This window comes from Streptomyces sp. BoleA5, from assembly GCF_000373665.1.
Lineage (GTDB): Bacteria > Actinomycetota > Actinomycetes > Streptomycetales > Streptomycetaceae > Actinacidiphila.
Map to the genome: position 1 here is coordinate 73140 of NZ_KB892108.1, position 25890 is coordinate 99029.

Here is a 25890-nt window from a genome sequence, read left to right on the forward strand (position 1 = left end):
CGATCACCTCTGCCGGATCAGGAGAGGTTATCGCCGTGGGTCAGCGTCTCCCAGGCGACGAAGAGGTTGTTGCTGCCGGCCGGGCGCTGCGCCTCGGTGAGCGCCTGGGTGTTGGTCATGGCGTAGCCGAGCCGGTTGTGCATCGCGTTGTAGCCGACCTCGGTGACCGGCCCGAGACCCAGGTTGAGGCTCCCGCCGCACAGCCACGACGGCACGGCCTCGCCACGCTGGTACTTGGACTGGAAGCCCAGCGCCTGCCGCAACCGCTCGCCGACCTGCGGGTAGAGGTCCTCGCCCTGGATGCGGCTGGTCTCCGCGACGTGCGAGATCGACGAGATGCCGTAGCCGGTGTGCGTGAAGTCGCGGCAGGTCTCCTGGGTCAGACCGGTCACGAAGGTGGACTGGCCCTGCCAGTAGCCGACGATCTCGTCCCGGGTGTCGAGCCCGCTGCCGGGCACGGTCCTGGGCAGCGAGCCGTCGGTGTCCAGGTAGACGTACGCGGCCACGCGGTTGAGGTAGCGCGTGACGGCCTTGTCGTAGGAGGTGCGGTCGTCGAGGAAGACGGAGATGCCGACGGCGGCCTCCATCATGCTGAGCTCCCAGTTGCCGTTGCTCTTCGAGCCGTTGATGACCTCGGGGAGGTAGACGTCGCGCAGCATGGTGGCGAAGCGGTTCACGTTCGGCCAGCCGGTGTACGTGTAGCGGATGATCTCCGCGGCGCGCGGCCACACCGAGCCCGCCCAGCCGGTCTGCAGCGGGGCGTTGCTGTTGGTGTGGTCGGTGATGGTGGCCGACCATGCGTCCATCAGCTGGATCGCCTTCTGCGCGTACTTGGCGTCGCGTGTGACGTACCAGGCCAGCGCGTTGGTGTAGGCCGCGATGGCGTCCTCGCGCTCGTCGGTGCAGCCGTAGTTGGGGTTGGAGTAGGAGCCGCACTCGACGACCGCGCGCGGCTTGGGGGTCCGCGACTGCGAGGCGTACTTCGACGCCATCATCTGGTCGTAAGCGCCCTTCCAGGGTTGCGCCCCGGCCTGCACCTTTCCGCGTACGAAGTCGAGCTGGGCGCGGCTGACCAGGACGCCGGGATGGCTGAAGGAAGCCGGCGCGGCCTCGGCACGGCCGCCGCCGGGCAGTGCGGCCAGGAGGGCGGCGACCAGCGCCGCGACGAGGGCGAAGACGCCCTTGGTGAGGAGACCTTGTGATCTGTGGGACATGGGGGGACGCCTTCCCAGGAGACGGCATGTTCACATGGGTGAACCATGGATGCACCCGTGAACACTGCGATTGAGGGATGACGGTAGGACTAGACCAATACCCCGTCAAGTCCCTTGTCGCACAAGGCCGATACCCGTCATGGTGGGGCGCGCTTCGCGACGGGGTCCGCCACGGCAACGGGGACACGTATCCGACCCGCCTCTGTGCGCGACCACCGGCGGGAGCCCGACCGGCCGCGCTCCGATGGCGACCGGGCCTCCCGTACCCCAGGCTCGATACCCACTCGCCTGTTCCGAAGGGGTCCTCATGGAACTGCAGCTCCAGGGCAAGGTCGCTGTCGTCACCGGAGCCGGCAGGGGCATCGGCCTGGCGGTGACGGAGGCGCTCGCGCGCGAGGGCGTCCGGGTCGTCGCGGGCAGCCGCAGCGTCACCCCCGAGGCGGAGGCTCTCCGGGAGGCCCACGAGGTGACCCCCGTGGCCGTCGACCTCGCCACCCCGGGGGGACCCGCCGAACTCGTACGGCAGGCCGCGGAGCGCTACGGCGCCGTCGACATCCTGGTCAACAACGTGGGATCGGGAAAGTCCCGGGACAGCTTCCTCGATGTGGACGACGCCGAGTGGGGGCGCGTCTTCGAGATCTCCTTCTTCAGCGCGGTCCGCACGACCCGCGCCGCGCTGCCCCACATGGTGGCGGCGGGCGGCGGCGCGATCGTCAACGTCACGTCCGTCAACGCGCGGCTCCCCTACCCCATGGTCGTCGACTACTCGGCGGCCAAGGCGGCGCTGGCGAACCTGACGAAGTCCCTGTCCGAGGAGTTCGCGCCGCGCGGCGTGCGCGTCAACGCGGTCGCCCCCGGTCCCGTCCGCACGCCTTTCTGGACCGCCCCCGGCGCCTTCGCCGACCAGACGGCCGCGGCGGCCGGGACCACCGCCCAGCAGGCCCTGGACGAGGTCGTGCCGCGCAGCATGGGCATCTCGACCGGGCGCGTCACCGAGCCCGAGGAGGTCGCCGCCCTGATCGCCTTCCTCGTCTCCCCCGTCGCCGGCAACGTCACGGGCGCGGAGTTCACCATCGACGGTGGCCAGATCAAGACGACCTGACGCCGCGGCAGGACACGGCAAAAAACAGGGGCGGCCGACCCCGTCCCACGAGTCGGCCGCCCCTCACAGGGCTCTCCCCCACGGTGAACCCCGTGGCCTTGGTTCACGGCATCGGCGTCAGAAGGCGAAGACGCCGGCCGTGTCGCTGCCGCGCAGCATGCACGGGTTGCCGAAGGTCCGCGCGAAGGTGACGCGCCGGCCTTCCCAGACCCCGTCGGCGGTGACCACGACCGGATCCCAGATCCGGGTGCAGGCCACACCCTCCGCGTCGGCGGTCATCGCCGCGAAGTCCCCGTGGACGGCGGCGAGTTCCGCGCAGGCGGCCACCGGGTCCGGGTGGTCGCCGTACGGGGTGGGCCTGCAGCGCAGCACGACCGCGCGCTGTATCGTCGCTGTCGCGGGGTCTTCACCCCTCCCTACGGACAGGACGAGGGCGGACGGCGCGTACAGGCTCGTCGCCCCGGCCGGCCTGGCCTGCGCCGCGCCGGCCGCGACCCCCGCCGAACACATCGCCGCCACCAGGGCCAGGCAGGTCCCCACCGCACTGATCCGCATAGCGAACACTCCTTCGGCACTCGATCCGGATATCGGACGTCGTGGAGTCTTGTGCATCGGGTACCCGCTCGTCACATCGCTCCGCGACTTTCGGTCACCGATTGTTCACAGTGTGTACTATCCGTTGTGTCGCACTTGCGGTGGGCTGGGCGTCCGGGTGAATGGACTCAGTGGAACCGGGGCCTCCGTGAAAGCGCCTTCACGGATCGACGACATCGTCTCCACATCGGCCGGAAAGCAGCGGGCCGCCGCCGTGTTCCGCACACGACGACGGCCCGTGGGGACGGTGCCCGGGAGCCGCTATCCGCTGTAGCCCGCGAAGATCCGCGAGAACTCGTAGGGGGACTGGGGGATGTTGGTGCACATGTAGAGGGCGCCGGTGCAGGCGTTGCGGTCCCGGGTCGTCTCCCAGAAGGCGAGCATGCCGAGGTGCCTGCCCTGGGCGAAGCTCACCAACTGGCGGGCGTCGGCCTGGTCGTAGATCCGGCCGTCGTCGTTCTGCCCGAGCATCGGCGTGACGCCCACCATCGCCCACACCTGCGCGTCGGACGTGCCGGGGTAGAGGGACTTGAGCTGGGCGAAGGTGCTGTTGGCCGCCTGGATCGCCGCGTCGCCGTAGTCGGCGCTGCGGTAGTAGTCCATCGCCATGATGTTGACGACGTCGAGGTTCACCCCGGCGTCCCGGGCCGAGCGCACGACGCCCAGACCGTCCGCCGTGAGCCCCTCCGGGAGGACGGACAGGGTGAGAGAGATCCGCAGCCCGGGGTGGGCCTGCTGGAGGCGGGCCAGCGCCTGGGAGCGGCGGGCGACGGACGCCGGGTCGGCGGTGGCGGCGCCCTCGATGTCGAAGTCGGCGTAGGTCAGGCCGTACGCGTTGACCACGGCGTCGTACTCGGCGTACAGCGCGTCGACGGAGCCGCAGGCCTGCGCGAGTTCGATGCCGGTCGCGCCGCCGAAGGAGATCTTGACGTCACCGCCGGCCGCGCGGATCGCGTCGATCTGGTCCTTGTTCCAGCCGTCGCGCGGGTCGTACGCGTTGAACCACATCGCCTTGCAGGACGAGGCGGTGATGAAGGCCATGGTGAAGCTCTTCAGGCCGCTCGCAGAGGACAGCGTGGTCAGGCTGGGCGTCGGCCAGGCGCCCATGTCGACGTACGGCGCGGTGCGCACGCCGCCCGGGGGCGGGTTGGTGCCACCGGAGGTGGTCGTCCCGCCGACCGCGCCGCTGTACGCGGAGGTGTTGCCCGCGGCGTCCTTGGCACGGACGCGGAAGGAGTAGCCGGTGCTCGCCTGCAGCCCTGTGGCGGTGTACGAGGTACCGGTCACGGCGACGGGCGCGCCGCCGTCCCGGGAGACCTCGTAGCCGGCGACGCTGCCGGAGTCGTCGGTGGAGGCGGTCCACCGGACGGTGAGGGAGGAGGAGGTGGCCGAGCCGACGGTGACCCCGCCGGGGACGCTGGGCGCGGTGGTGTCCGGTCCGCCGCCGGAGCCGGTGCAGGACCCGCCGTCGAGCCTGCAGTTCGCGGGCGCGCCGGTGCCCGAGGAGACCCAGCCGAAGGCGGCGGTCGCTCCGGGCGCGAGAGTCCCGTTGTAGTCGCGGTTCTTGAAGGTGTAGTGGCTGCCGCTCCGGGTCATCAAGGTGTCCCAGTACGAGCCGACGCTCGTCCCCGACGGCAGGTCGAACTCGACGGTCCATCCGCTGAGGGTGGTGGTGCCGCCGTTGGTGATCGTGTACTGCCCCTGGTATCCGGTGTCCCAGGTGGCCGTCTTGACGAAGGCCGCGCTCGGGGCGGCCGCTGCGGCGGGCGGGGCGAGGAGCAGGACGAGCGCTCCGACGAGCGCGGTGACCAGGGCCAGAGTTCTTCGCATCCGGGCCTCCCGTGGGGGGAACACGCAGTTGGTCTGTACCACATGTATCTGGTGTAGACCTATCGGGTTGATGCGTTCGCGTCAATACATGCGACGGTCCGGGATCGTGCCGTCGCACCACCCCTGGGCGGCCGGGCCGGTGGCGATCGGGTGAACCGGCGGCGGGGCCGCACCCGCGGGCAGCCGCGGGGCGGGCATCATCGCTGAAGGCCGGGGCCGGTGCTCCCCTCCCCGATCGTGCCGGGCGGCCCGGGAGGTCGTCATGCACATCCTGCTCATGGCGTCGGCGTTCAACAGCCTGACGCAGCGCGTGTACGCCGAACTCGGCGAGCTGGGCCACACCGTCGCCGTCGAGGTGACACCGGACGGCGACGCCATGCGGGCCGCGGTCGCCCGTCACGAACCGGAACTCGTCGTCGCGCCCATGCTCAAGGCGGCGATCCCCGAGGACGTCCGGACCGCCCGTACCTGCCTGATCGTGCACCCCGGCCCACCCGGCGACCGGGGACCCGCCTCCTTGGACCGCGCGGTGCAGGAGGGCGTCACCGCCTGGGGGGTGACGGTCCTGCAGGCCGAGGAGGAGATGGACGCGGGCCCGGTCTGGGCCTCGGTGGACTGCGAGGTGCCGCCGGTCGGCAAGAGCGACCTGTACCGGGGCGAGGTATCGGACGCCGCGATGGAGGCCGTCCTGCTCGCCGTCGACCGGTTCGCCTCGGGCGCGTACGCCCCCCGGCGGCAGAGCGACCCCGCCCTCGCGGCGGCCGTCCGCGTCCGCCCGGCACTCCGCCAGGACGAACGGCGCATCGACTGGGCCGCCGACCCGACCACGACCGTGCTGCGCAAGCTGCGCGCCGCCGACTCACGGCCCGGCGTCCTGGACGAGCTCCTCGGCGCCCGCTGGTTCCTGCACGGCGGCCACCCCGAGGACCGGCTGCGCGGTGAACCGGGGCGGCTGCTGGCCACCCGGGCCGGCGCGGTGTGCCGGGCCACCCGCGACGGCGCCGTATGGCTCCCCCGGCTGCGGCCCCGTCCCGCCCCGGGCGGCCCGCCCACGTTCGCGCTGCCCGCCGTCACCGCGCTCGGCGACCTCCTTCCGCCGCTGCCGGAGGAGCCGCTGCCCCCGGAACTCGCCGGCGAGCGCGACACCTGGGCCGACATCCGCTATCGCGAGGACGGCGCGGCGGGCATCCTGTCGTTCTCCTTCCCGGGCGGCGCGATGTCCGCCGCCGACTGCCGCCGGCTCCTGGCGGCGTACCGCCACGCCCGCACGCGGCCCACCTCGGTGCTGGTGCTGGGCGGCGCCCGGGACGTCTTCTCCAACGGCATCGACCTCAAGGCCATCGAGGCCGCCGCCGACCCGGGCGCCGAGTCCTGGGCGAACATCACCGCCATCGACGACCTGGTCGAGGCGGTACTGACAACCACCGACCGCCTGGTGGTCGCCGCGCTCGGCGGCAACGCGGGCGCGGGCGGCGTGATGCTCGCCCTCGCCGCCGACGAGGTCTGGTGCCGCCAGGGCGCGGTGCTCAACCCGCACTACCGCCTGATGGGCCTGTACGGCTCCGAGTACTGGACGTACACCCTGCCCCGCCGGGTCGGCCCCGCCATGGCCGCGCGCCTGACCCGGCAGGCCCTGCCGGTCGGCGCGGCCGCCGCCCTGCGGATCGGGCTGGTGGACCGGCTGCTGATGTGCGGCCCGCGGGAGTTCGGCCCCGACGTCGCCCGCCTCGCTGCCCGGCTGGCCCGCACCGCCGGGACTCAACCCAGGATCGCCGCGAAGAAGGCGGAGGCCGAGCGCCGCGAGGCGCAGCGACCCCTGGCGTCGTACCGCGCCGAGGAGCTGTCCCGCATGCGGGAGGCCTTCTTCGACCCCCGGTCCCCCTACCACGCCCTCCGCTCGGACTTCGTGCACCGCCGAACCCACGCCGGGACCCCCTCGCACCTGCGGGAGACCCCGGCGGCCTCCTGCCCCTGACGCCGGCGACCCCGCGCATCCCCCGACCGCCGTGACGCGCTTCCCCGTCGCGACGGCCGCCGTCCCGGGATGAACGGCCGGCGCGCGGCCGCCCCCCGCCGTCGGGAAGGCGCGTACCGGCCTCCCGTGGCCACGGCCTCGGGGCGGAGGCCGCACCGCGCGGGGCGGTCACCGTATTGGCCCCCTTCGACGTCCCGTCCCGGCGAGCCAGTCGCTATCAAGGGGGATAGATGCCTTTATGTGGCATTTGTCGCTCGATGAGGAGGCATCCCGATGGATGCGACTGCTTCGACCCAGAACGACGCCGCACGGACCCCGGCAGCCGGGGACGAGCAAGCCCCGATCCACATTCTCTGGATCAACGCGGGGCTGAGTTGCGACGGAGACTCGGTGTCGCTGACCGCCGCGACGCTGCCCAGCATCGAGGAGATCGTCCTGGGCGGCCTTCCCGGCCTCCCCGAGATCCAGGTGCACTGGCCGCTGATCGACTTCGAGTGCGGTCCGGTCGGGGGCGCCGACACCTTCATCGAGTGGTTCTTCAAGGCCGAACGCGGTGAGATCGAGCCGTTCGTCCTGGTCGTCGAGGGGTCCATCCCCAACGAGGCGATCAAGGCCGAGGGCTACTGGTGCGGCTTCGGCGACAACCCGGAGACGGGCCAGCCGATCACCACCAGCGAGTGGATCGACCGTCTCGCGCCCAAGGCCCTGGCCGTGGTCGCCATCGGCACCTGTGCCACCTACGGCGGCATCCACGCCATGGAGGGCAACCCGACCGGCGCCATGGGCGTGCCGGACTACCTGGGCTGGGAGTGGAAGTCGAAGGCGGGCATCCCGATCGTCTGCGTGCCCGGCTGCCCGATCCAGCCCGACAACTTCGCCGAGACGCTCACGTACCTGCTCTACCAGGCCGCCGGCTCCGCGCCGATGATCCCGCTGGACGACAAGCTGCGCCCGGCGTGGCTGTTCGGCGCGACCGTGCACGAGGGCTGTGACCGGGCGGGCTACTACGAGCAGGGCCAGTTCGCCGACCGCTACGACTCGCCGCAATGCCTGGTCAAGATCGGCTGCTGGGGCCCGGTCGTCAAGTGCAACGTCCCCAAGCGCGGCTGGATGGACGGCATCGGCGGCTGCCCCAACGTCGGTGGCATCTGCATCGCCTGCACCATGCCCGGCTTCCCGGACATGTTCATGCCGTTCATGGACGAACCGCCCGGCGCGCGGCTGTCGAGCACCGCCAGCGGCGCGTACGGCGCGGCGATCCGGAAGCTGCGCTCCATCACGGCCAGGACCGTGGACAAGGAGCCCAAGTGGCGCCACACCGGCCGGAAGCTCACCACCGGCTACAAGGCGCCCTGGTGACCTCCCGGCACCGAGCCGGCCACTGACCACCCACCTCCCCCGTTTGACGAAGGGCACGCACACACCATGGCTCCGAAGACGAAGACGGCCGGAGACGGCAGTGGCCTGATGGAGATGTCCTGGGATCCGATCACCCGGATCGTGGGCAGCCTCGGCATCCACACGAAGATCGACTTCAAGCAGAAGCGTGTGGCGGAGTGCTACAGCACCTCGTCGGTCTTCCGCGGCTACAGCGTCTTCATGCGCGGCAAGGATCCCCGTGACGCGCACTTCATCACCAGCCGGATCTGCGGCATCTGCGGCGACAACCACGCCACCTGCTCGGTCTACACGCAGAACATGGCGTACGGGGTGAAGCCGCCGCACCTGGGTGAGTGGATCATCAACCTCGGCGAGGCCGCGGAGTTCATGTTCGACCACAACATCTTCCAGGAGAACCTGGTCGGGGTCGACTACTGCGAGAAGATGGTCCGCGAGACCAACCCGGGCGTCATGGAGCAGGCCGACCGCACCGAGGCCCCGCATGCCGCGGAGCACGGCTACCGCACCATCGGCGACATCATGCGCTCCCTCAACCCGCTCGAGGGCGAGTTCTACCGCGAGGCGCTGCAGGTCAGCCGGTACACCCGCGAGATGTTCTGCCTGATGGAGGGCCGGCACGTCCACCCCTCCACCCTGTACGCGGGTGGTGTCGGCACCATCGCGTCGGTGCAGCTGTTCACCGACTACCTCACCCGGCTGATGCGGTACGTGGAGTTCATGAAGCGCGTCGTGCCGCTCCATGACGACCTCTTCGACTTCTTCTACGAGGCCCTGCCCGGCTACGAGGAGGTCGGCCGCCGCCGCATCATGCTCGGCTGCTGGGGCGCGTTCAACGACCCGGACCACTGCGACTTCACGTACGCCAACATGACCGACTGGGGGCGGAAGATGTTCGTCTCCCCCGGCATCGTGGTGGACGGGAAGCTGGTCACCAACGACCTCACGCAGATCAACCTGGGCATCCGCATCCTGCTGGGCAGCTCCTACTACCAGGACTGGGAGGGCCAGCAGCAGTTCGTCACCCACGACCCGCTCGGCAACCCGGTCGACCCGCGCCACCCGTGGAACCAGCACACCATCCCCGCGCCCCAGAAGCGCGACTTCGGCGACAAGTACAGCTGGGTGATGTCCCCGCGCTGGTTCGACGGCAAGGACCACTTGGCGCTGGACACCGGCGGCGGCCCGCTCGCCCGGCTGTGGTCCACCGCCCTCAACGGCCTCGTCGACATGGGCTACGTGAAGGCCACCGGGCACAGCGTGGTGATCAACCTTCCCAAGACGCTCACCAAGCCGGAGACCACCTTCGAGTGGAAGATCCCGCAGTGGAGCAACGCCCTGGAGCGCAACCGGGCCCGCACCTACTTCCAGGCCTACTCCGCCGCCTGCGCGCTGTACTTCTGCGAGAAGGCGCTGGACGAGGTCCGCGCCGGCCGCACCCAGACGTGGGAGAAGTTCGAGGTCCCGGACGAGAGCATCGGCGTGGGCTTCACGGAGGCGGTGCGCGGCGTGCTCTCGCACCACATGGTCATCCGCGACGGCAAGATCGCCAACTACCACCCGTACCCGCCGACCCCCTGGAACGCCAGCGTGCGCGACACCTACGGCACCCCGGGCCCGTACGAGGACGCGGTGCAGAACACCCCGATCTTCGAGGAGAACTCCCCGGAGAACTTCAAGGGCATCGACATCATGCGGGCCGTGCGCAGCTTCGACCCGTGTCTGCCGTGCGGCGTCCACATGTACGTCGGCGGCGGGCGCACCGTGGAGAAACTCCACGTGCCCACCGGTCTGAGCGGTATGGCCGGATGAGCGCGGAGCAGACGGCGCGGCGCGTCGAGGAGATCCTCGACGCGTTCGCGGCCTCCGGAGACGGCGAGACGGCGCGTGCCGCGGAGGAACTGGTGCGCACCCTCATGGAGTTCTACGGCGCGGGCCTGGACCGCGCGGTCACGCTCCTGAAGAACGGCTCGGCCGACCCGCTCGCCGTGCTGATGGCCGACGAGATGGTCGCGGGCCTGCTGACCCTCCACGACCTGCACCCCGAGGACACCCTCACCCGGGTCGGCCGCGCCGTGGATGCGGCCCGGGCCGGTGCGACGGTGGGCATCGAGCACTTCGACCCCGAGACCGGCACCCTGCGCCTGAGCGCCCGCGAGGACGGGGGCTGCGGCTGCCCCAGCACCATGGACGCGACCCGGCAGCGCATCGAGGCGGCACTGTCGTGCTTCGCCCCGGAGGTGTCGGTGGTCGAGATGCCGCTCTCCGGTCCGGCGGCGGGCGAGCCCGCGCTGCTCCAGATCGGCAACCGCCCACCGGGGGCGCCATGAGTCCGCAGGCCCCCGGGGCCGGACTGCGCCGCTTTGTGGCGCCCCGGCAGCCCGCGCCCGAGCGCTGCGAGCTGTGCGGGGTGGAGCTGACGGGCCCCCACCGGCATCTGGTCGATGCCGGCAAGCGCGCGCTGGCCTGCGCCTGCGTGCCGTGCGCCCTGCTCCTGGAGCGGCCCGGTGCGGGCGGCGGACGCTTCGCCGCCGTGCCCGACCGGGTGCTCGGCGACCCGCGCTCGGTGCCCGACGCGGCCGCGTGGCAGCGGCTGCGGATCCCCGTCTCGGTCGCCTTCTTCTTCCACAACTCGGTGCTCGACCGGCCCGTGGTCCTCTACCCGAGCCCCGCCGGCGCCACCGAGAGCGAGGTCGATCCCGGCACCTGGCGGTCCGTGTTCGGCGACTCGCCGCTGGCCGGCGCGCTGCGCCCGGACGTGGAGGCGCTGCTGGTCCGCCGGGACCGCGACGGGGGCGACGGCGGGGGCGGCGACGGCGGGGAGTGCTACCTCCTCCCGGTCGACCGGGCCTACGAGCTGGTGGGCCGGCTGCGTCTGAACTGGCAGGGCTTCGACGGCGGTTCCGGCGCCCGCGCCGAACTGGCCGCCTTCTTCGACGACGTACGACAGCGGGCCGCACCGGTGGCGCCGCGGGAGGGGTTGCCGACGTGACCGAGCTGGACTTCGGCTGCACGGGTGTACGGGCCGATCCGTACGCCGCCGGACCGACACTGGTCTTCCGGCTGCGGATCACCGCCCCCGCCGGGGAGCGGGTGCACGCCCTCGCGCTGCGCTGCCAGTTGCGCATCGAACCGGCGCAGCGCGGGTACGGCGACGCGGAGGCACGGGGCCTGGGGGATCTGTTCGGCGAGCGCGAGCGGTGGGGAAGCACTCTGCAGCCGATGCAGTTCGCGCAGGTGTCGCTCATGGTGCCGGGATTCACCGGCGAGACCGAGGTGGACCTGCCGGTGCCGTGCACCTACGACACGGACGTCGCCTCGGCGCGGTACTTCGACGCCCTGGAGGACGGCGAGGCTCCGCTGCTGCTGCTCTTCTCCGGCACCGCCTTCGTCGGTCCCGGCGGTTTCCAGGTGCGGCCCGTGCCCTGGGACAAGGAGGCGGTGTGCCGCATGCCGGTGGCGGTGTGGCGCGAGGCGATCGACGCCCACTTCCCGGGGTGCGGCTGGATCCGGCTGCCCCGTACGGCGCTGGAGTCCCTGCGGTCCTTCCGCAGCGCGCACGCCCTTCCCTCGTGGGAGGCGACCGTCGAGGCCCTGCTCGCCGGCGCCGCCGCCCCGGCGGGAGGCGCCCGGTGACGGCCGCCGCGGAACGTTTCGCGACCGCCCGGCAGGCCGCCGACGCCGTCCTGTTCGAGGGCTATGTGCTCTACCCGTACCGGGCGTCCTCGGCGAAGAACCGGATGCGCTGGCAGTTCGGGGTGCTGGTGCCCCCGGTGTGGGCCTCCGCCTCCGGCGAACCCGTCCTGCAGCGCACCGAGATCCTCATGGAGCCGCGTGCGGACGCCGCGCTCCACGCGGAGCTGCGCTTCCTGCACGCCCAGCGGCGGACGGTGGAACGGATGCTGCTCGACGGCGAGTTCGAGCCCACCGACGAACTCCAGCTACCGGACCGGGTGCTGGTCCCGTGGGACGAGGGTGTGGAGGAACGCGTCGAGGTGTCCGTCGACGTCGCGGCGCTGACCGCCGAGGACGTCGTCCTGCCGTTCACCGTCCCCGCGACGGAGGACAGCGAGATCGTCACCGGCGCGGACGGCTTCCCCGCCGGGCGGGTCGTACGGCGCCGGGAGCGCCTCGAAGGCGTCCTGCGGCTCTCGGCCGAGGAACTGCCCGGCCCCTACCGGGTGCTGCGGCTGACCGCCGTCGCGGAGAACACCGGGAGCGCCCTGGCCTCGAACCGGGAGGAGGCGCTGCCGCACGCGCTGGTCTCGGCCCACCTGATGCTGCGGCTGACCGCCGGCTACTTCGTGTCGATGACGGACCCCCCGGAGTGGGCGAAGGCCGCCGTCGCCGAGTGCCGCAACGAGAACACCTGGCCGGTGCTGGCGGGCGACGACGCCGCGGCGAACGTGGTGCTGTCCTCCCCCATCATCCTGGAGGACCATCCGCGGATCGCCCCGGAGAGCCCCGGCGCGCTCTACGACGCCACCGAGATCGACGAGATCCTGGCACTGCGCACCGCCGCCCTCACCGACGAGGAGAAACGGCAGGCGCGCGGCACCGACGAACGGGCGGCCGCGGTGATCGACCTGGCCGACTCCATGCCGCCGGAGGTGATGGAGCGTCTGCACGGCGCCGTGCGCGCGCTGCGCGAGGTCACCGGTCCGCAGGACTCGCCCGCCGCGGTCCCCGAGACCCCCTGGTGGGACCCGGGCGCGGACGCCTCCGTCGATCCGGCCCGGGACCGCGTCATGGTCGGCGACACCTGGGTGGCCGCCGGCAGCCGGGTCGTGCTGCGCCCGGGACGGCGGCGCACCGACGCGCAGGACCTGTTCCTGCACGGCCGCAGCGCCCAGGTGGAGGCGGTGCTGCACGACGTGGACGGCGGGGTGCACCTCGCGGTGACCGTCGACGGCGACCCCGGCGCGGAGATCCGCCGCGAGCAGGGCCGATTCCTGTACTTCCAGCCCGACGAACTCGCTCCCCTGGAGGACGCGTGAGCACGGGAGGAGTGCTGGTCGCGGGCATCGGCAACATCTTCCTGGGCGACGACGGTTTCGGTGTCGAGGTGGTGCGCCGGCTCTCCGGGCACCCGCTGCCCGACGGCGTCCACGTCACCGACACCGGCGTACGGGGCGTGCACCTGGCGTACCAGCTGCTCGACGGGTACCGCAGCGTGGTCCTCGTCGACGCCGTGGCGCGCGGCGGCGCCCCCGGCACGCTGCACCTCATCGAGGCGCCGCCGCCCGGCACCGCCGGCCCCGACGAGGCCCTCGTGGACGGGCACCGGATGACCCCGGACACCGTGCTGGCGCTGCTCGACACCCTCAGCGCCGGGACGGGATCCCCCAAGCCCTCCCGGGTCCTGGTCGTCGGCTGCGAGCCGGCGTGCCTGGAGGAGGGCATCGGTCTGAGCGCTCCCGTGGCCGCCGCCGTGGACGAGGCCGTGCGGCTGGTGCTGAGGGTCGTCGGCGAGGAGTGCGGCCGGCCCGCGCACCCGCACACGGTGGCCTGACCGGCCCGCCGCGTCCCCCGAAACGCGGCAACGAGCAGAAAGGAGTACCCCGCCATGTGGAAGATCGCCCTGAGCGCGGTGGGCGCGGCCGTGGCCGTCCTCGCCATCTCCCGCGTCCTGCCCGACGTGAAGCGCTACATGCACATCCGGTCCATGTGAGCCCGAACGGGTAGGCCGTCGCCGGACGGGCGGCGTGGCGGGCCGGGTGCACCCGGCGCCGGGCCTTCAATGGAGCCGCGTGAGCCGCCGGCGCCGCCCACCGGCCCACCCGGCCCGCCGGGGCCCACCCGGCCCACCGGAAGCCGGGGCCCGGCCGGCACCCGCACACCGGAGAAGAGACGATGCACGAGATGTCCATCGCAGTGGCGGTGGTGGAGCAGGTCGAGGAGGCCGCCGCCCGGCTCGCGGACGGTACGGGCACGGCGCCCTCCGCGCAGTCCGTCCACCTGGAGGTCGGCGAACTCGCCGGTGTCGTGGCGGACGCCCTCGCCTTCAGCTTCGACCTCGCCTGCGCCGGCACCGTCCTGGAGGGCGCGGCCCTCACCACCGAGACCGTACCCGGCCGGGCCCGCTGCGCACGCTGCGCGCGGGACTGGCCCACCGGCATGCCCCCGCGGCTGAGCTGTCCCGGCTGCGACGGCGCGGCGACGGAGCTGCTGGCGGGCCGTGAGCTGCGGATCACCGAGGTGCGGTGGGCCGAGCAGCGCCGTCCGGTCGCCACACTCCCCGAGGAGCGCTGAGAGCCATGTGCAAAGTGACCGATCTGCGGCAGTCCGTGCTGGCCAGGAACGACCGCGGCGCGCAGGAGCTGCGGGAGGAGCTCTCCGCGCGCGGCACCGTCATGGTGAACCTGCTGTCGAGCCCGGGCAGCGGCAAGACCGCTCTGCTGGAGTCCGAACTCGGGCTGGCCCGGCTGCGCGGAGTGCCGGTGGCGGCGCTCACCGCCGACCTCGCCACCGAGAACGACGCGACCCGGCTGGCCCGCTCCGGCGCCCCGGTCCGGCAGGTGCTCACCGACGGGCTGTGCCACCTGGAGTCGGCGATGGTCCGGTCGCACGTCGACACCTGGCTCCCCGAGGGCACGCACCTGCTGTTCGTGGAGAACGTCGGCAACCTGGTCTGCCCCGCCTCGTACGACCTCGGTGAGTCGCTGCGCGTCGTGCTCGCCTCGGTCACCGAGGGCGAGGACAAGCCGCTGAAGTACCCGACGGCCTTCGGGCTGGCGCACCTGGTGCTCGTGACGAAGTACGACATCGCCGGGGCGGTCGGCTTCGACGAGCCGGCCTTCCTCGCGGCCGTGGCGCAGGTCAACCCGGGTGTGGAGGTCGTCCGTACCTCCGCGCGGGACGGGGACGGCGCGGGCGTGCTGCTGGAGCGGGCGCTGGCCGTGCACGCCGGGGCCGCGGTGCACCGTCCGGTGATGGCGCGCACCGCGGTCCAGCACGGCCACACGCACGGGCACGACCACGGGCGCGCCCACGAGCACCCGCACGAGGACGTCGCCGGGCACACCCGCTCCGTGGACCACACGCACTGATGCCGGGTCAGCCGGGGCCCGCGGCCCGGACCGCGCAGCGCCGCCGGGTGCTGGTCCGGGGGGTCGTGCAGGGGGTCGGCTTCCGGCCGTTCGTGTTCGGCCTCGCCCGTGAACTGGGACTCGCGGGCCACGTCGGCAACACCGGGGACGGGGTGGTCGCCGAGGTCGAGGGCGCCCCCGGCGCCGTCGCGGCCTTCTGCGACCGGATCGGTGCGGAAGCGCCCCCGCTCGCGGTGGTGCAGTCGGTGTCCCACCGCCCCGTACCCCTCGCGGGCGGCACGGACTTCACGATCAGCCCCTCCCGCCCCGGCGACGGGGCCTCCCGCACCCTCGTCTCCCCCGACACCGCCACCTGCGAGGCGTGCCTGGCCGAGTTGCGCGACCCCGGCGACCGCCGCCACCGGCACCCGTTCATCACGTGCACGCACTGCGGGCCGCGCTTCACGATCGTCACCGGCCTGCCGTACGACCGTCCCAACACCACGATGGCACGCTTCCCGATGTGCGTGAAGTGCCGGGCCGAGTACGAGGATCCCGCCGACCGCCGCTTCCACGCGCAGCCGGTCTCCTGCCACGACTGCGGTCCCCGGCTGCGGCTGGTCCTGCCGGGCGGGGACCCGGCGGGGCAGGAGGGCGAACCGGTCGCGCAGGCGCGGCGGTTGCTGGCGGCGGGCGCGGTCGTCGCGGTGAAGGGCCTGGGCGGCTACCACCTGGCCTGCGACGCGGGCAACGAGGAGAGCGTGCGGCTGCTGCGGGCCCGCAAAAACCGCGGCGACAAGCCCTTCGCCTTGATGGCGCGGGATCTCGCGGACATCGAAGGGCTGGCCCATGTCGGGCCGGAGGAGCGGGGGTTGCTGACCGGCAACCGCCGGCCGATCGTCCTGCTGCGGCGGCGTCCCGAGGCGTGCGAGGTCGCTGAGGCCGTGGCGCCGCGGGTGGCCGATCTCGGGGTCATGCTGCCGTACACGCCCCTCCACCATCTGCTGCTGGGGCTGCCGGGCGACCCGCCAGGGCCCCGGCTGCTGGTGATGACCAGCGGCAATCTGGGCGGGGAGCCCATCGTCACCGACGACGAACAGGCGCTGGAACGGCTGGCGGGACTGGCCGACGCCTGGCTGACGCACGACCGGCCCATCCATGTGCCGTGCGACGACTCGGTGGTGCGGATCTGCGACGGCGAGGAACTGCCCGTGCGGCGCTCACGCGGCTACGCGCCCTTCCCCGTGCCGCTGCCGGTGCCCGTGGTCCCGGCGCTCGCCGTGGGCGGCGACCTGAAGAACACCTTCTGCGTGGGAGAGGGCCGGCACGCCTGGCTCTCGGCCCACGTCGGCGACATGGACGACCTGGCGACGCTGACGGCCTTCACCGGCGCCGAGCGGCAGTTGGAGGAGATCACCGGGGTCAGGCCCGCGCTGCTCGCCGCGGACCGGCACCCCGGCTACCGCTCGGTGGGATGGGCCCGGCGCGAGGCGGGCGACCGGCCGCTGCGGCGGGTGCAGCACCATCACGCGCACGTCGCGGCGGCGATGGCCGAGGCGGGGCTGGACGGCACGAGCCCGGTGCTCGGCGTCGCCTTCGACGGCACGGGCCACGGCGACGACGGCGCGGTGTGGGGCGGTGAGTTCCTGCTCGCCGGCTACGACGGCTTCCGGCGGTCCGCGCACCTGGCGTACGTGCCGCTGCCCGGCGGGGACGCGGCTGTGCGCCGCCCCTACCGAATGGCGCTGGCGCATCTGCGGGCGGCCGGCCTCCCGTGGGCGCCCGGCCTGCCGTGCACGGACGCCTGCCCCGAGGACGAACGGGCGGTTCTGGCAGTCCAGTTGGAGCGCGGGCTGCACTGCGTCCCGACCTCCAGCATGGGCCGGCTCTTCGACGCCGTCGCCTCGCTGTCCGGGGTGTGCCACCGGGCGGGGTACGAGGCGCAGGCCGCCGTCGAACTGGAGGCCTCGGCCGTGGCGGCGGGCGGCCTGCCCGCCGGGGGCTACTCCTTCGCGCTGCGCCCCGGCGGCGGCGCCGGCGGGGCGACCGCCTGCGATCCGGGCCCGGTGCTGGCGGCCGTCGTCGCCGACCTGGACGCGGGGGTGCCCACCGGGGTGATCGCCGGACGCTTCCACCGGGCGGTGGCCGAGCTCGTCCGGCGGGTGTGCGCCGCCGTACGGGAGAGCGACGGGATCACGGCGGTGGCGCTCACCGGCGGTGTCTTCGCCAACGCGCTGCTGTCCTCCGCGTGCGCGCGGGACCTGCGCGCGGACGGGTTCACGGTGTTGCGCCACCGGCTGGTACCGCCCAACGACGGGGGCCTGGCGCTCGGCCAGCTCGTCGTCGCCGCGCGCGGCGGCCCCCCGACCCCCCACCCACAGCGAGGAGACAGCTGATGTGCCTGGCGGTACCCGGCAAGGTGCTGGAGATCGAGGAACGAGACGGCACCAAGATGGCGGTCGTCGACTTCGGCGGCGTGGTGAAGGACGTGTGCCTGGAGTACCTGCCCGACCTGCAGGTCGGCGAGTACGCCATCGTCCACGTCGGTTTCGCGCTGCAACGGCTCGACGAGGAGTCCGCGCGGCAGACGCTCGCCCTCTTCGGGAACCTCGGGCTGCTGGAGGAGGAGTTCGGCGACCCCTGGCAGCAGGCGGCCGCCGAGGCGGGAACGACGGCGGAGGCGGAGCGGTGAAGTACATCGACGAGTTCCAGGACCCGGAGCTGGCCCGGCGACTGCTGGACGACATCCACGCGACGGTGACCAGGCCCTGGGCGCTGATGGAGGTGTGCGGCGGCCAGACCCACACCATCATCCGGCACGGCATCGACCAGCTCCTGCCGAAGGAGGTGGAACTCATCCACGGGCCCGGCTGCCCGGTCTGCGTGACCCCGCTGGAGGTCATCGACAAGGCGCTGGAGATCGCCTCCCGCCCCGGGGTGATCTTCTGCTCCTTCGGCGACATGCTGCGCGTCCCCGGCACCGGACGCGACCTGTTCGGCGTCCGCGGCGAGGGCGGTGACGTGCGCGTCGTCTACTCCCCGCTGGACGCGCTGCGGATCGCGCGGGAGAACCCCGACCGCGAGGTCGTCTTCTTCGGCATCGGCTTCGAGACCACCGCCCCGCCCAACGCGATGACGGTGTACCAGGCGCGGAAGCTCGGCATCGCCAACTTCAGCCTGCTGGTGTCCCACGTCCGCGTCCCCCCGGCCATCGAGGCCATCATGCGCTCGACGGACTGCCGCGTGCAGGGGTTCCTGGCGGCCGGTCATGTGTGCAGCGTGATGGGGACGGAGGAGTACCCGGAGCTGGCGGACGGCTTCGGCGTGCCGATCGTCGTCACCGGCTTCGAACCGCTGGACATCCTGGAGGGCGTGCGCCGCGCGGTCCGCCAGCTGGAACACGGCGAGTACCGGGTGGAGAACGCCTATCCGCGCGCCGTCCGCCCGGAGGGCAACCCCGCTGCCAGGGCGATGCTCGCTGACGTCTTCGAGGTCACCGACCGGGCCTGGCGCGGGATCGGCGTCATCCCCGACAGCGGCTGGCGGCTGTCCGAGCGCTACCGGGAGTACGACGCCGAGCACCGGTTCTCCGTCACCGGCATCGCCACGCGGGAGCCGGCGGAGTGCCGCAGCGGCGAGGTGCTGCAGGGCCTGATCAAGCCGCACGAGTGCGAGGCGTTCGGCGGTGTCTGCACGCCCCGCACCCCGCTCGGCGCCACGATGGTCTCCAGCGAGGGGGCCTGCGCCGCGTACTACCTCTACCGCCGGCTCGGCGGCACCAGCGCACCCCTGGAGGCGAGCCCCGTTGGCTGACATCGCACAATCCCTGGCCGCCCCGGACTTCTCCGGCTGGACCTGTCCGGCGCCGCTGCGCGACCAGCCGCGGGTGGTGATGGGCCACGGCGGCGGGGGCGCGCTGTCCGCGGAACTCGTCCGGTACGTCTTCGCCCCCGCCTTCGGCGGCGAGGTGCTGTCCGGGCTCGCCGACTCCGCGACCGTGACACTGGGCGGCGCCCGGCTGGCGTTCTCCACCGACTCCTACGTGGTGCGGCCGCTGTTCTTCCCCGGCGGCAGCATCGGCGACCTCGCCGTCAACGGCACCGTCAACGACCTGGCGATGAGCGGGGCGACGCCGGCCTACCTCTCCTGCGGCTTCATCCTGGAGGAGGGCGTGGAGATGTCGCTGGTGGCCCGGGTCGCGGAGGCGCTCGGCGCGGCCGCGCGCGCCGCGGGGGTGGAGGTCGTCACCGGCGACACCAAGGTCGTCGAGGCGGGCCACGGAGACGGGCTGTACGTCAACACGGCGGGCATCGGGCTGATCCCCGACGGTGTCGACATCCGTCCGCAGCGCGCCGCGCCGGACGACGTGGTCATCGTCAGCGGGGCGATCGGGGCGCACGGGGTCGCCGTGATGAGCGTGCGCGAGGGCCTGGAGTTCGGGGTCGAGATCGAGAGCGACACGGCGGCGCTCGGCGGGCTGGTCGAGGCGGTGCTGCGCGTCACCACGGACGTGCACGTGCTCCGGGACCCCACACGCGGTGGTCTGGCGGCCGCCCTCAACGAGATCGCGGCCGCCTCGGGCGTCGGTGTCGTCCTGCAGGAGCGGGCGGTGCCCGTGCCGCCCGCGGTGGCCAACGCCTGCGCGGTGCTGGGCCTGGACCCGATGTACGTCGCCAACGAGGGCAGGCTCGTCGCCTTCGTGCCCCGCGCGGTCGCCGAGGAGGTGCTGGCCGCGATGCGCGCGCATCCGCTGGGCGCGGGCGCGGCCGTCATCGGCGAGTGCGTGCCGGACCACGCGGGCATGGTCGTCGCCCGAACGGGGCTGGGCGGGACGCGGGTGGTCGATCTGCCGCTGGGTGAGCAACTGCCGCGCATCTGCTGACCGTCCGGGGCTCCGGCCGGTCCGCCGAACGCGGGCCGGCCGGAGCCCCGTGCGCGCCGCACGGGCGCATCGTCGAGGAGCACCCAGGAGGACGATGTGGCGTTCCGGCATCCCGCCGAGCGGACCGAGGACGAGACCGGACGGGGCCGGTTCGAGCGGCTCGCCGAGGCGGCGTCCAACTTCACGGCGTCGCCGCTCTTCTACTGCGTCTGCCTGCTCCTGGTGGCCGGCTTCCTCGTCGCCCACGCCCTCGGGCTGCCCCTGAAGTGGCAGTTGTTCGCGGCGGATCTGATGACCGCGGTCACGCTGCTGCTGCTCGCCCTGCTCAAGAACGCCGAGCGCCGCGCCGAGCACGCCGTCCAGCGAAAGCTGGACGCCATCGCCGCCGCGCTCCTTGAGCAGGGCGGCAGCTCGCACGAGGCACGGGACGCGCTGCGCGGCGTGATCGGGCTCCACGAGGACGCATGACCGCCCCGACTTCTGACGATACGTCAAAGCTGTTTGGCAGCGCGGCATCTGTCGCGACGTCACCTGTTTGCGGGCAAACCCGGCATTCTTCTCGGAGGACCGGGTGCATGCCTCCTGACCTGCGGCGACATACCGAGGGCACGGCCCCTGACGGCCGACTGCGGCGCCGTGCGCAGGTTCCCCGGGTGGCAGGCCCCCCTGGGTGCTGTTTTGCTCCGCGTGGAGCGGACCGCGCCGGGACCGCTCTTACCCGCCCGTTCACCTGGAGGCTGCCTCATGCCCACCACTCGCGTTCTTGGCGGCGTCGCCATGGCCGCGGCCGTCATCGGTCTCACTGTTCCCAATGCCTCTGCCAGCGACATCTCCGATGCCTGGGTCACCCCCTACTACGCCGTTCCCGGAATGCGGCTGACCGTCACGACCACGGCCTGTCCCGACGCCAACTACTCCAAGGGCCAGTCCGAAGCCGGCGGCCAGGTCAACCTGCTGCCCCTGGGCAGGAGCGGCCTGCTCGCGGGCACCTTCCGGGTGCCGAAGCACACCCGGCCCGGCTGGTACACCGTGACGGTGCGGTGCCCCCCGCGTACCCAGACCACCGCGTCCTTCCGGGTCGTCCGGGGGCCCGCGCACGGGTTCTCCGGCCTGGACCGCGGGTTCTCGGGTCTGGACCGCGGGTTCCCGGGTCTGGAGTGCGACGACGACTTCGGTCCCGTCGGCCGCCGGTCCTCCGGACGCTGACCCCCGGAGCCCCGGGTCTTCGGACCGCCGCCCCGGCCGCCGCCGAGCACGACGGTGGCGCGGCCGGGGCGGCGGGGCACGGGACCCCGGGCGGGGTTGCGGGGGACGCTCCCGCGCCGGCCCTGTTCACGCTTCCGGGTGGCGATCGGCGTCCGGACGGAAGAGTGTGGAGGGAAGAGGGGGCGCGCGGCCCGCAAGGCGGCGCCGAAGCGGTGGCGGCGCGTGAGCGAGGAGACGGACATGCGAGAGAACGAGATGGGTGACGAGGTCTACCAGCCGGACGGTTCAGAGGTCCAGGACGACGCCGGGCTGCTGGAGCCCGAGGACACCCTCGACTACCACGGTGTCGACCAGATACTCGACGAGGGCTACTCACCGCCGGAGCGGCCCTGGGCGGTGAACAAGCCCGCCACCACGGCGGCGGGCCGCCTGCGGGGCGAGACGCTCGACGAACGCCTGGCCGAGGAGCTCCCGGACCTGCCGATCCCCGACGGGGACGGCATCGGGGACGCGTGGGACACCGACGGGGAGCTGATCGACGGCGAGGTCGGCGGACCGCGCGCCGGGCGGCTGGTCGCCCCCGACGAGGGGGCGCACTACGACACCGAGGGCATGGTCGCCCAGGACATCGGCATCGACGGGGCGGCCGCCTCGGCCGAGGAGGCCGCGATGCATCTCGTACCGGAGTCCGAGGAGTACTGACCCGGGCCGGACCGGCCGAGCCGGCCGGGGCCCGCGGCCCACCACACGGTTCACGCGCCGGGGGGAGCGTCCTTGCGCATGCCGGGCCCGCCGCCCGCCGCCTTTCCCGCCTCTCCCGCCTCTCCCGTCGGGGGCCGCACACCGCATTGCAGGGGCGGGGCGCCGATGGCGCAGTAGTGCTTGCACGGCGGGACCGGCTTCACCGGTTCCTCGGGGGTCTCCCGCAGGACGTCCGAGCGGATGCCGAACCAGGCCAGCAGCGAGCCCACCACCAGCATCCCGGCGCAGATCACGACGGCGACGCGGAAGCCGTGGCCGAAGGCGGCCGGGTCCTCGTAGTCGTCGCCGGAGAGGCCGGCCATCAGCGGCAGGGCCGCCACCGCGAGCAGGCCCGCCGCCCGCGCCACCGCGTTGTTCACTCCGGACGCGGTACCCGCGAGCCGTATGTCGGCGGCGCCGAGGACGGTCGCGGTGAGGGGGGCGACGGTGGCTGCCAGGCCCAGCGCGAAGACGCACACCGCGGGCAGGACGTCGGCGACGTAGGACGCGTCCGCGCCGATCCGCGTCATCAGCAGCAGGCCGACGGCGGAGATCGCCGGGCCCACCGTCATGGGGATGCGCGGCCCGATGCGCTCGGCGAGGCGGCCCGCGCGCTCGGACAGGGCCAGCATGATCACCGTGATCGGCAGCAGCGCCGTCCCGGAGGCCAGCGGGGAGTAGCCGGCCTCGGTCTGCAGCTCCAGCACCAGGAAGAAGAACAGGCCGCCGAGTGCCGCGTAGACCGCGAAGGTGACCAGGTTCGCGGCGGTGAACTGGCGGTTCGCGAAGAGCCTCGGCGGGAGCATCGGGTGCGGGCTGCGCCGCTCGGTCACCACGAACCCGGCGAACGCGGCCAGGCCCACCACGCCGGAGACGCAGACGGCGGTGATGTCCGGGTGGCTTCCCCCGGCGGCGATCAGGGCGTAGGTGACCCCGGCGAGCCCGACCGCGCCGAGCACGGCGCCCGCGACGTCGAAGCCGCCGCTGACGCTCTCGCCGCGGCTCTCCGGGACGTGCCGGGCGGCGACCACGATGACCAGGGCCGCCAGCGGGAGGTTGATGAAGAACACCCAGCGCCAGCTGACGGCGTCGACCAGCCAGCCGCCGAGCAGCGGCCCCAGCGCCCCCGCGATGCCGCCCAGGCCCGACCACACGCCGATCGCGCGGGCCCGGTCCCGGGAGGCGAAGGACGCCTGGATCAGGGCCAGCGAACCGGGGGTCAGCAGGGCACCGCCGACACCCTGCAGGGCGCGGGCGCCGATCAGCATCTCGATGCTCGGCGCGATGCCGCACAGCAGGGAGGCCAGCGCGAACCACACCGTGCCGATCATGAACAGCTTGCGGCGCCCGAAGCGGTCGCCGAGCGAGCCGCCCAGCAGGATGAGCGCGGCGAGGGTGAGGGTGTAGGCGTTGATCGTCCACTGGAGGCCGGCGAGCGTGGCCCCGAGGTCCTTGCCGATCGTCGGCAGGGCGACGTTCACAACGGTGCCGTCGAGGAGCGTCATGCCCGAGCCCAGTACCACCGCCGCGAGGACCCAGCGCCCGCTCGCCCCGCCCAGTGTGAGCGTCCCGGCCCGGTCCGTCGTGCTCGCGGCTTCCGTCATCGCACCCTCCGCCATTCCCCGTGGTCCCCGCGGGTCGTCACCGAATCTACCCCCGCGGCCGGGGTATCGCGTGGCGGTGGGCCGCGTCCGCACACTAGCTTGGCCCCGGTTGACGATCATCGCGGACCAGGGGGGAAGCATGCGCAGGCTGACGTATTTCGTGGCGTCGACGATCGACGGTTTCGTGGCCGGTCCGGAGGGTGAGTACGACTTCCTCGCGGCCGTGGGCGACCACATGGAGACCGTACTCGCGAAGTACCCGGAGACCCTCCCGGTCCAGGCCCGTGGCCCGCTGGGCATCGCCGACGCGCCGAACCGGCGGTTCGACACGGTGCTGATGGGCCGGGCCACCTACGAGGTGGGGGTGCCGTTCGGGGTGACCAGCCCGTATCCGCACCTGCGGCAGTACGTGGTGTCGGGGAGCATGGCCGCGAAGCCGGACCCCGAGGTGGAACTGGTCCCGGGCGACCCGCTGGAGTTCGTGCGCGAGCTCAAGCGACAGGACGGGGCGGGCGTCTGGCTGTGCGGGGGCGGCCGCCTGGCGGGCTCGCTGCGCACGGAGATCGACGAGCTGGTGGTCAAGATCAACCCCGTGGTCGCCGGCGCCGGTGTGCCGCTGTTCGCGGGCGGTTTCGCCCCGCAGGCGTACGACGTGACCGAGGTGCGCACACACAAGAGCGGCGTGCTGATCGTGACGTACGCCCGCCGGGAGGACTGAGCGGCCTCCGCGGCGCCGCGGCGCGGGAATCACGTGCCGCGGCGGGCGTTGCAACAGAGGTGATCGCACCGCAGCTGCCCCCGATTCCGTTCTCGATCCTCGACCGCTCGCCCGTACGCGAGGGCGCGGAGCCCGCGCAGGCACTCCGGGACACGGTGTGGCTGGCGCGGCACGCCGAGGAGCTGGGCTACCACCGCTTCTGGGTGTCGGAGCACCATGGGGTGCCGGGTGTGGCGGGGTCCGCGCCCGCGGTGCTGGCGGCGGCGGTCGCCGCGGCCACGTCCCGGATCCGGGTGGGCACGGGCGGGGTCATGCTGCCCAACCACCGGCCGCTGGTGGTGGCGGAGCAGTTCGGGGTGCTGGAGTCGCTGTTCCCCGGGCGGATCGACATGGGGCTGGGCCGGTCGGTGGGCTTCACGGACGGAGTGCGCCGGGCGCTGGGACGCGATGCCCGCGCCGCCGGGGACTTCGAGGAGCTGCTGACCGAACTGCTCGGCTACTTCACCGGCACGGCGGGCCCCGGCGCGGTGCACCCGCGGCCGCCGGAGGGGATGCGCGTCCCGGCGTTCGTGCTGGCCACAGGGGCGGGGGCGGCCACGGCGGCGGCGTTCGGACTGCCGCTGGTGATCGCCGCGGTGCGGGGCGAGGAGCGCATGCGGGAGGCGATCGACGGCTACCGCGCGGCGTTCCGGCCGACGGCGTGGGCGCCGCGTCCGTACGTCGTGGTGTCGACCCCCGTGTCCGTCGCCGAGACGACGGAGGCCGCCCGGCGGCTGCTGGTCTCCGAGGCCTGGTCGCTGGCGCGCTCGCGTACGCGGGGCGAGTTCCCGCCCCTGGCGCCGCCGGACGAGGTGCCGGCCGGGCAGATGACGGCACGCGAGCGCGAGGTGTTCGAGGGGGCGCTGTCGAACGGCGTCCACGGCACCGGGGACGAGGTGGCGGCCGCGCTGTCGGGCCTGGTGGCCCGCACCGCGGCGGACGAGGTGCTGGTCACCACGGCCGGCTACGACCGGTCGGCGCTGCTGGACTCGCACCGCCGCCTGGCGCGGCTCGCGGAACTGGGCACACGGGCCGTGTCGGCGGGCTGAGGCTCCGACTGGCGCGCTCCGAGGCGACCCGCCCCGCCACGGCGGCGGGTTGGGCGCCGGGTCCCTGAACTCGCCGTCCGGGGAGCGGTCCTGGCCGAACATGACGTCCCCCGTGACGGCCCTGTCACGGCGGTGCCGTCAACTCGCGCCCGGCCCCGGCCGGGTGTGCCCGGTGTGGACGTCAGACCGCGGGGCCCTCGTACACGTCGTCGTTGCGGCCCTCGGCGAACTCCCACCACGACAGCGGCAGCCAGTCGCCGTCCACGAAGGCGTCCACGGAGGAGCCCAGACCGCTGATGGCCACGCGCGTGCCGACCGGGTACAGCGTGCCGGACAGGCCGGGCACGGGGACGAGCAGCGTTCCTGAGCGCTGGGCCATTGTTCCCGCCTTTCTCCGCGGTAAACCGCAAATCGACATATTTGCGGTAAGAATAGCTGGCTTGTCTCGTAACCCCCAAGGAGGCAGCATGAGAAATAGGTCACGTAAGCCATGAATCCGACACCAATCGG

26 protein-coding genes are annotated in these 25890 nt (G+C 73.1%); 21 read left to right on the plus strand and 5 right to left on the minus strand.

Going from position 1 to position 25890, the window contains the following annotated elements; translation table 11 throughout:
- Window positions 1-17: 17 nt before the first annotated feature.
- A complete protein-coding gene (locus B085_RS0122120) occupies window positions 18-1214 on the minus strand; it encodes an alginate lyase family protein (protein WP_018560775.1) in 1197 nt (398 codons plus the stop codon).
- Window positions 1215-1521: 307 nt separating this feature from the next.
- Here B085_RS0122120 and B085_RS0122125 point away from each other — a divergent pair, with 307 nt between their 5' ends.
- Window positions 1522-2316, plus strand: coding sequence for an SDR family NAD(P)-dependent oxidoreductase (locus B085_RS0122125; RefSeq protein ID WP_018560776.1), 795 nt, complete (start codon window positions 1522-1524; stop codon window positions 2314-2316).
- Between the two features lie 117 nt (window positions 2317-2433).
- Here the strand turns inward: B085_RS0122125 and B085_RS0122130 are convergent, their stop codons facing one another.
- Complete coding sequence (locus B085_RS0122130; RefSeq protein ID WP_018560777.1) at window positions 2434-2871, minus strand: subtilase-type protease inhibitor; 438 nt, start codon at window positions 2869-2871, stop codon at window positions 2434-2436.
- 300 nt (window positions 2872-3171) lie between these two features.
- Complete coding sequence (locus B085_RS0122135) at window positions 3172-4740, minus strand: cellulose binding domain-containing protein (protein WP_018560778.1); 1569 nt, start codon at window positions 4738-4740, stop codon at window positions 3172-3174.
- Window positions 4741-5002: 262 nt separating this feature from the next.
- Between B085_RS0122135 and B085_RS0122140 the strand changes: the two genes are divergently transcribed.
- The 18 genes from B085_RS0122140 to B085_RS0122225 all read left to right on the plus strand — a co-directional run bounded on the left by B085_RS0122140 (window position 5003) and on the right by B085_RS0122225 (window position 21931).
- Window positions 5003-6715 carry a hydrogenase maturation protein gene (locus tag B085_RS0122140; protein ID WP_018560779.1) on the plus strand — a complete coding sequence of 571 codons (1713 nt, stop codon included), beginning with the start codon at window positions 5003-5005 and terminating at the stop codon, window positions 6713-6715.
- A 273-nt stretch (window positions 6716-6988) separates the two neighbouring features.
- Entirely contained in the window at window positions 6989-8074 is a 1086-nt protein-coding gene (locus B085_RS0122145) for a hydrogenase expression protein HypE (protein ID WP_026251311.1), read from the plus strand.
- 66 nt (window positions 8075-8140) lie between these two features.
- On the plus strand, window positions 8141-9925 hold the full coding sequence (locus B085_RS0122150; RefSeq protein WP_026251312.1) for a nickel-dependent hydrogenase large subunit: 1785 nt from the start codon (window positions 8141-8143) through the stop codon (window positions 9923-9925).
- Window positions 9922-10443 (plus strand): hypothetical protein, encoded by a 522-nt coding sequence (locus tag B085_RS0122155; protein ID WP_018560782.1) that lies wholly within the window; start codon window positions 9922-9924, stop codon window positions 10441-10443. The genes B085_RS0122150 and B085_RS0122155 overlap by 4 nt, the downstream gene beginning before the upstream one ends.
- Complete coding sequence (locus B085_RS0122160; RefSeq protein ID WP_037732203.1) at window positions 10440-11105, plus strand: DUF5947 family protein; 666 nt, start codon at window positions 10440-10442, stop codon at window positions 11103-11105. The genes B085_RS0122155 and B085_RS0122160 overlap by 4 nt, the downstream gene beginning before the upstream one ends.
- A complete protein-coding gene (locus B085_RS0122165; RefSeq protein WP_018560784.1) occupies window positions 11102-11749 on the plus strand; it encodes a DUF6084 family protein in 648 nt (215 codons plus the stop codon). Before B085_RS0122160 ends, B085_RS0122165 begins: the two co-directional genes overlap by 4 nt.
- Window positions 11746-13110 carry a hypothetical protein gene (locus B085_RS0122170; RefSeq protein ID WP_018560785.1) on the plus strand — a complete coding sequence of 455 codons (1365 nt, stop codon included), beginning with the start codon at window positions 11746-11748 and terminating at the stop codon, window positions 13108-13110. Before B085_RS0122165 ends, B085_RS0122170 begins: the two co-directional genes overlap by 4 nt.
- The gene (locus tag B085_RS43385; RefSeq protein WP_037732204.1) at window positions 13107-13625 is read left to right on the plus strand and encodes a hydrogenase maturation protease; all 519 of its coding nucleotides are present in this window, start codon (window positions 13107-13109) and stop codon (window positions 13623-13625) included. The genes B085_RS0122170 and B085_RS43385 overlap by 4 nt, the downstream gene beginning before the upstream one ends.
- Before the next feature lie 54 nt (window positions 13626-13679).
- Window positions 13680-13784 carry a DUF6893 family small protein gene (locus B085_RS51995; protein WP_018560787.1) on the plus strand — a complete coding sequence of 35 codons (105 nt, stop codon included), beginning with the start codon at window positions 13680-13682 and terminating at the stop codon, window positions 13782-13784.
- Between the two features lie 182 nt (window positions 13785-13966).
- The gene (locus tag B085_RS0122185) at window positions 13967-14365 is read left to right on the plus strand and encodes a hydrogenase maturation nickel metallochaperone HypA (RefSeq protein WP_018560788.1); all 399 of its coding nucleotides are present in this window, start codon (window positions 13967-13969) and stop codon (window positions 14363-14365) included.
- A 5-nt stretch (window positions 14366-14370) separates the two neighbouring features.
- Window positions 14371-15162: a hydrogenase nickel incorporation protein HypB gene (gene hypB, locus B085_RS0122190; protein ID WP_018560789.1), complete on the plus strand. Its 792-nt coding sequence runs from the start codon at window positions 14371-14373 to the stop codon at window positions 15160-15162.
- The gene (gene hypF, locus B085_RS43390) at window positions 15162-17537 is read left to right on the plus strand and encodes a carbamoyltransferase HypF (protein ID WP_018560790.1); all 2376 of its coding nucleotides are present in this window, start codon (window positions 15162-15164) and stop codon (window positions 17535-17537) included. The genes hypB and hypF overlap by 1 nt, the downstream gene beginning before the upstream one ends.
- Window positions 17537-17833: a HypC/HybG/HupF family hydrogenase formation chaperone gene (locus B085_RS0122200; RefSeq protein ID WP_018560791.1), complete on the plus strand. Its 297-nt coding sequence runs from the start codon at window positions 17537-17539 to the stop codon at window positions 17831-17833. Before hypF ends, B085_RS0122200 begins: the two co-directional genes overlap by 1 nt.
- On the plus strand, window positions 17830-18954 hold the full coding sequence (hypD, locus tag B085_RS0122205; RefSeq protein ID WP_018560792.1) for a hydrogenase formation protein HypD: 1125 nt from the start codon (window positions 17830-17832) through the stop codon (window positions 18952-18954). Before B085_RS0122200 ends, hypD begins: the two co-directional genes overlap by 4 nt.
- Before the next feature lie 79 nt (window positions 18955-19033).
- Entirely contained in the window at window positions 19034-20023 is a 990-nt protein-coding gene (gene hypE, locus B085_RS0122210; RefSeq protein WP_078620015.1) for a hydrogenase expression/formation protein HypE, read from the plus strand.
- 96 nt (window positions 20024-20119) lie between these two features.
- On the plus strand, window positions 20120-20491 hold the full coding sequence (locus B085_RS0122215; RefSeq protein ID WP_018560794.1) for a low affinity iron permease family protein: 372 nt from the start codon (window positions 20120-20122) through the stop codon (window positions 20489-20491).
- A 276-nt stretch (window positions 20492-20767) separates the two neighbouring features.
- Window positions 20768-21229, plus strand: coding sequence for a hypothetical protein (locus tag B085_RS43395; RefSeq protein ID WP_018560795.1), 462 nt, complete (start codon window positions 20768-20770; stop codon window positions 21227-21229).
- A gap of 240 nt (window positions 21230-21469) precedes the next feature.
- Complete coding sequence (locus tag B085_RS0122225) at window positions 21470-21931, plus strand: DUF5709 domain-containing protein (protein WP_018560796.1); 462 nt, start codon at window positions 21470-21472, stop codon at window positions 21929-21931.
- Window positions 21932-21981: 50 nt separating this feature from the next.
- Here B085_RS0122225 and B085_RS0122230 read toward each other — a convergent pair whose 3' ends face one another.
- Entirely contained in the window at window positions 21982-23574 is a 1593-nt protein-coding gene (locus B085_RS0122230; protein ID WP_018560797.1) for a DHA2 family efflux MFS transporter permease subunit, read from the minus strand.
- Between the two features lie 139 nt (window positions 23575-23713).
- Here B085_RS0122230 and B085_RS0122235 point away from each other — a divergent pair, with 139 nt between their 5' ends.
- Window positions 23714-24292 carry a dihydrofolate reductase family protein gene (locus B085_RS0122235; protein ID WP_026251315.1) on the plus strand — a complete coding sequence of 193 codons (579 nt, stop codon included), beginning with the start codon at window positions 23714-23716 and terminating at the stop codon, window positions 24290-24292.
- Window positions 24293-24351: 59 nt separating this feature from the next.
- On the plus strand, window positions 24352-25380 hold the full coding sequence (locus B085_RS0122240) for an MsnO8 family LLM class oxidoreductase (protein WP_018560799.1): 1029 nt from the start codon (window positions 24352-24354) through the stop codon (window positions 25378-25380).
- Window positions 25381-25561: 181 nt separating this feature from the next.
- On the opposite strand, the gene B085_RS0122245 is transcribed toward B085_RS0122240, so the two are convergent.
- Window positions 25562-25759, minus strand: coding sequence for a hypothetical protein (locus B085_RS0122245; RefSeq protein WP_018560800.1), 198 nt, complete (start codon window positions 25757-25759; stop codon window positions 25562-25564).
- Window positions 25760-25890: the final 131 nt, after the last annotated feature.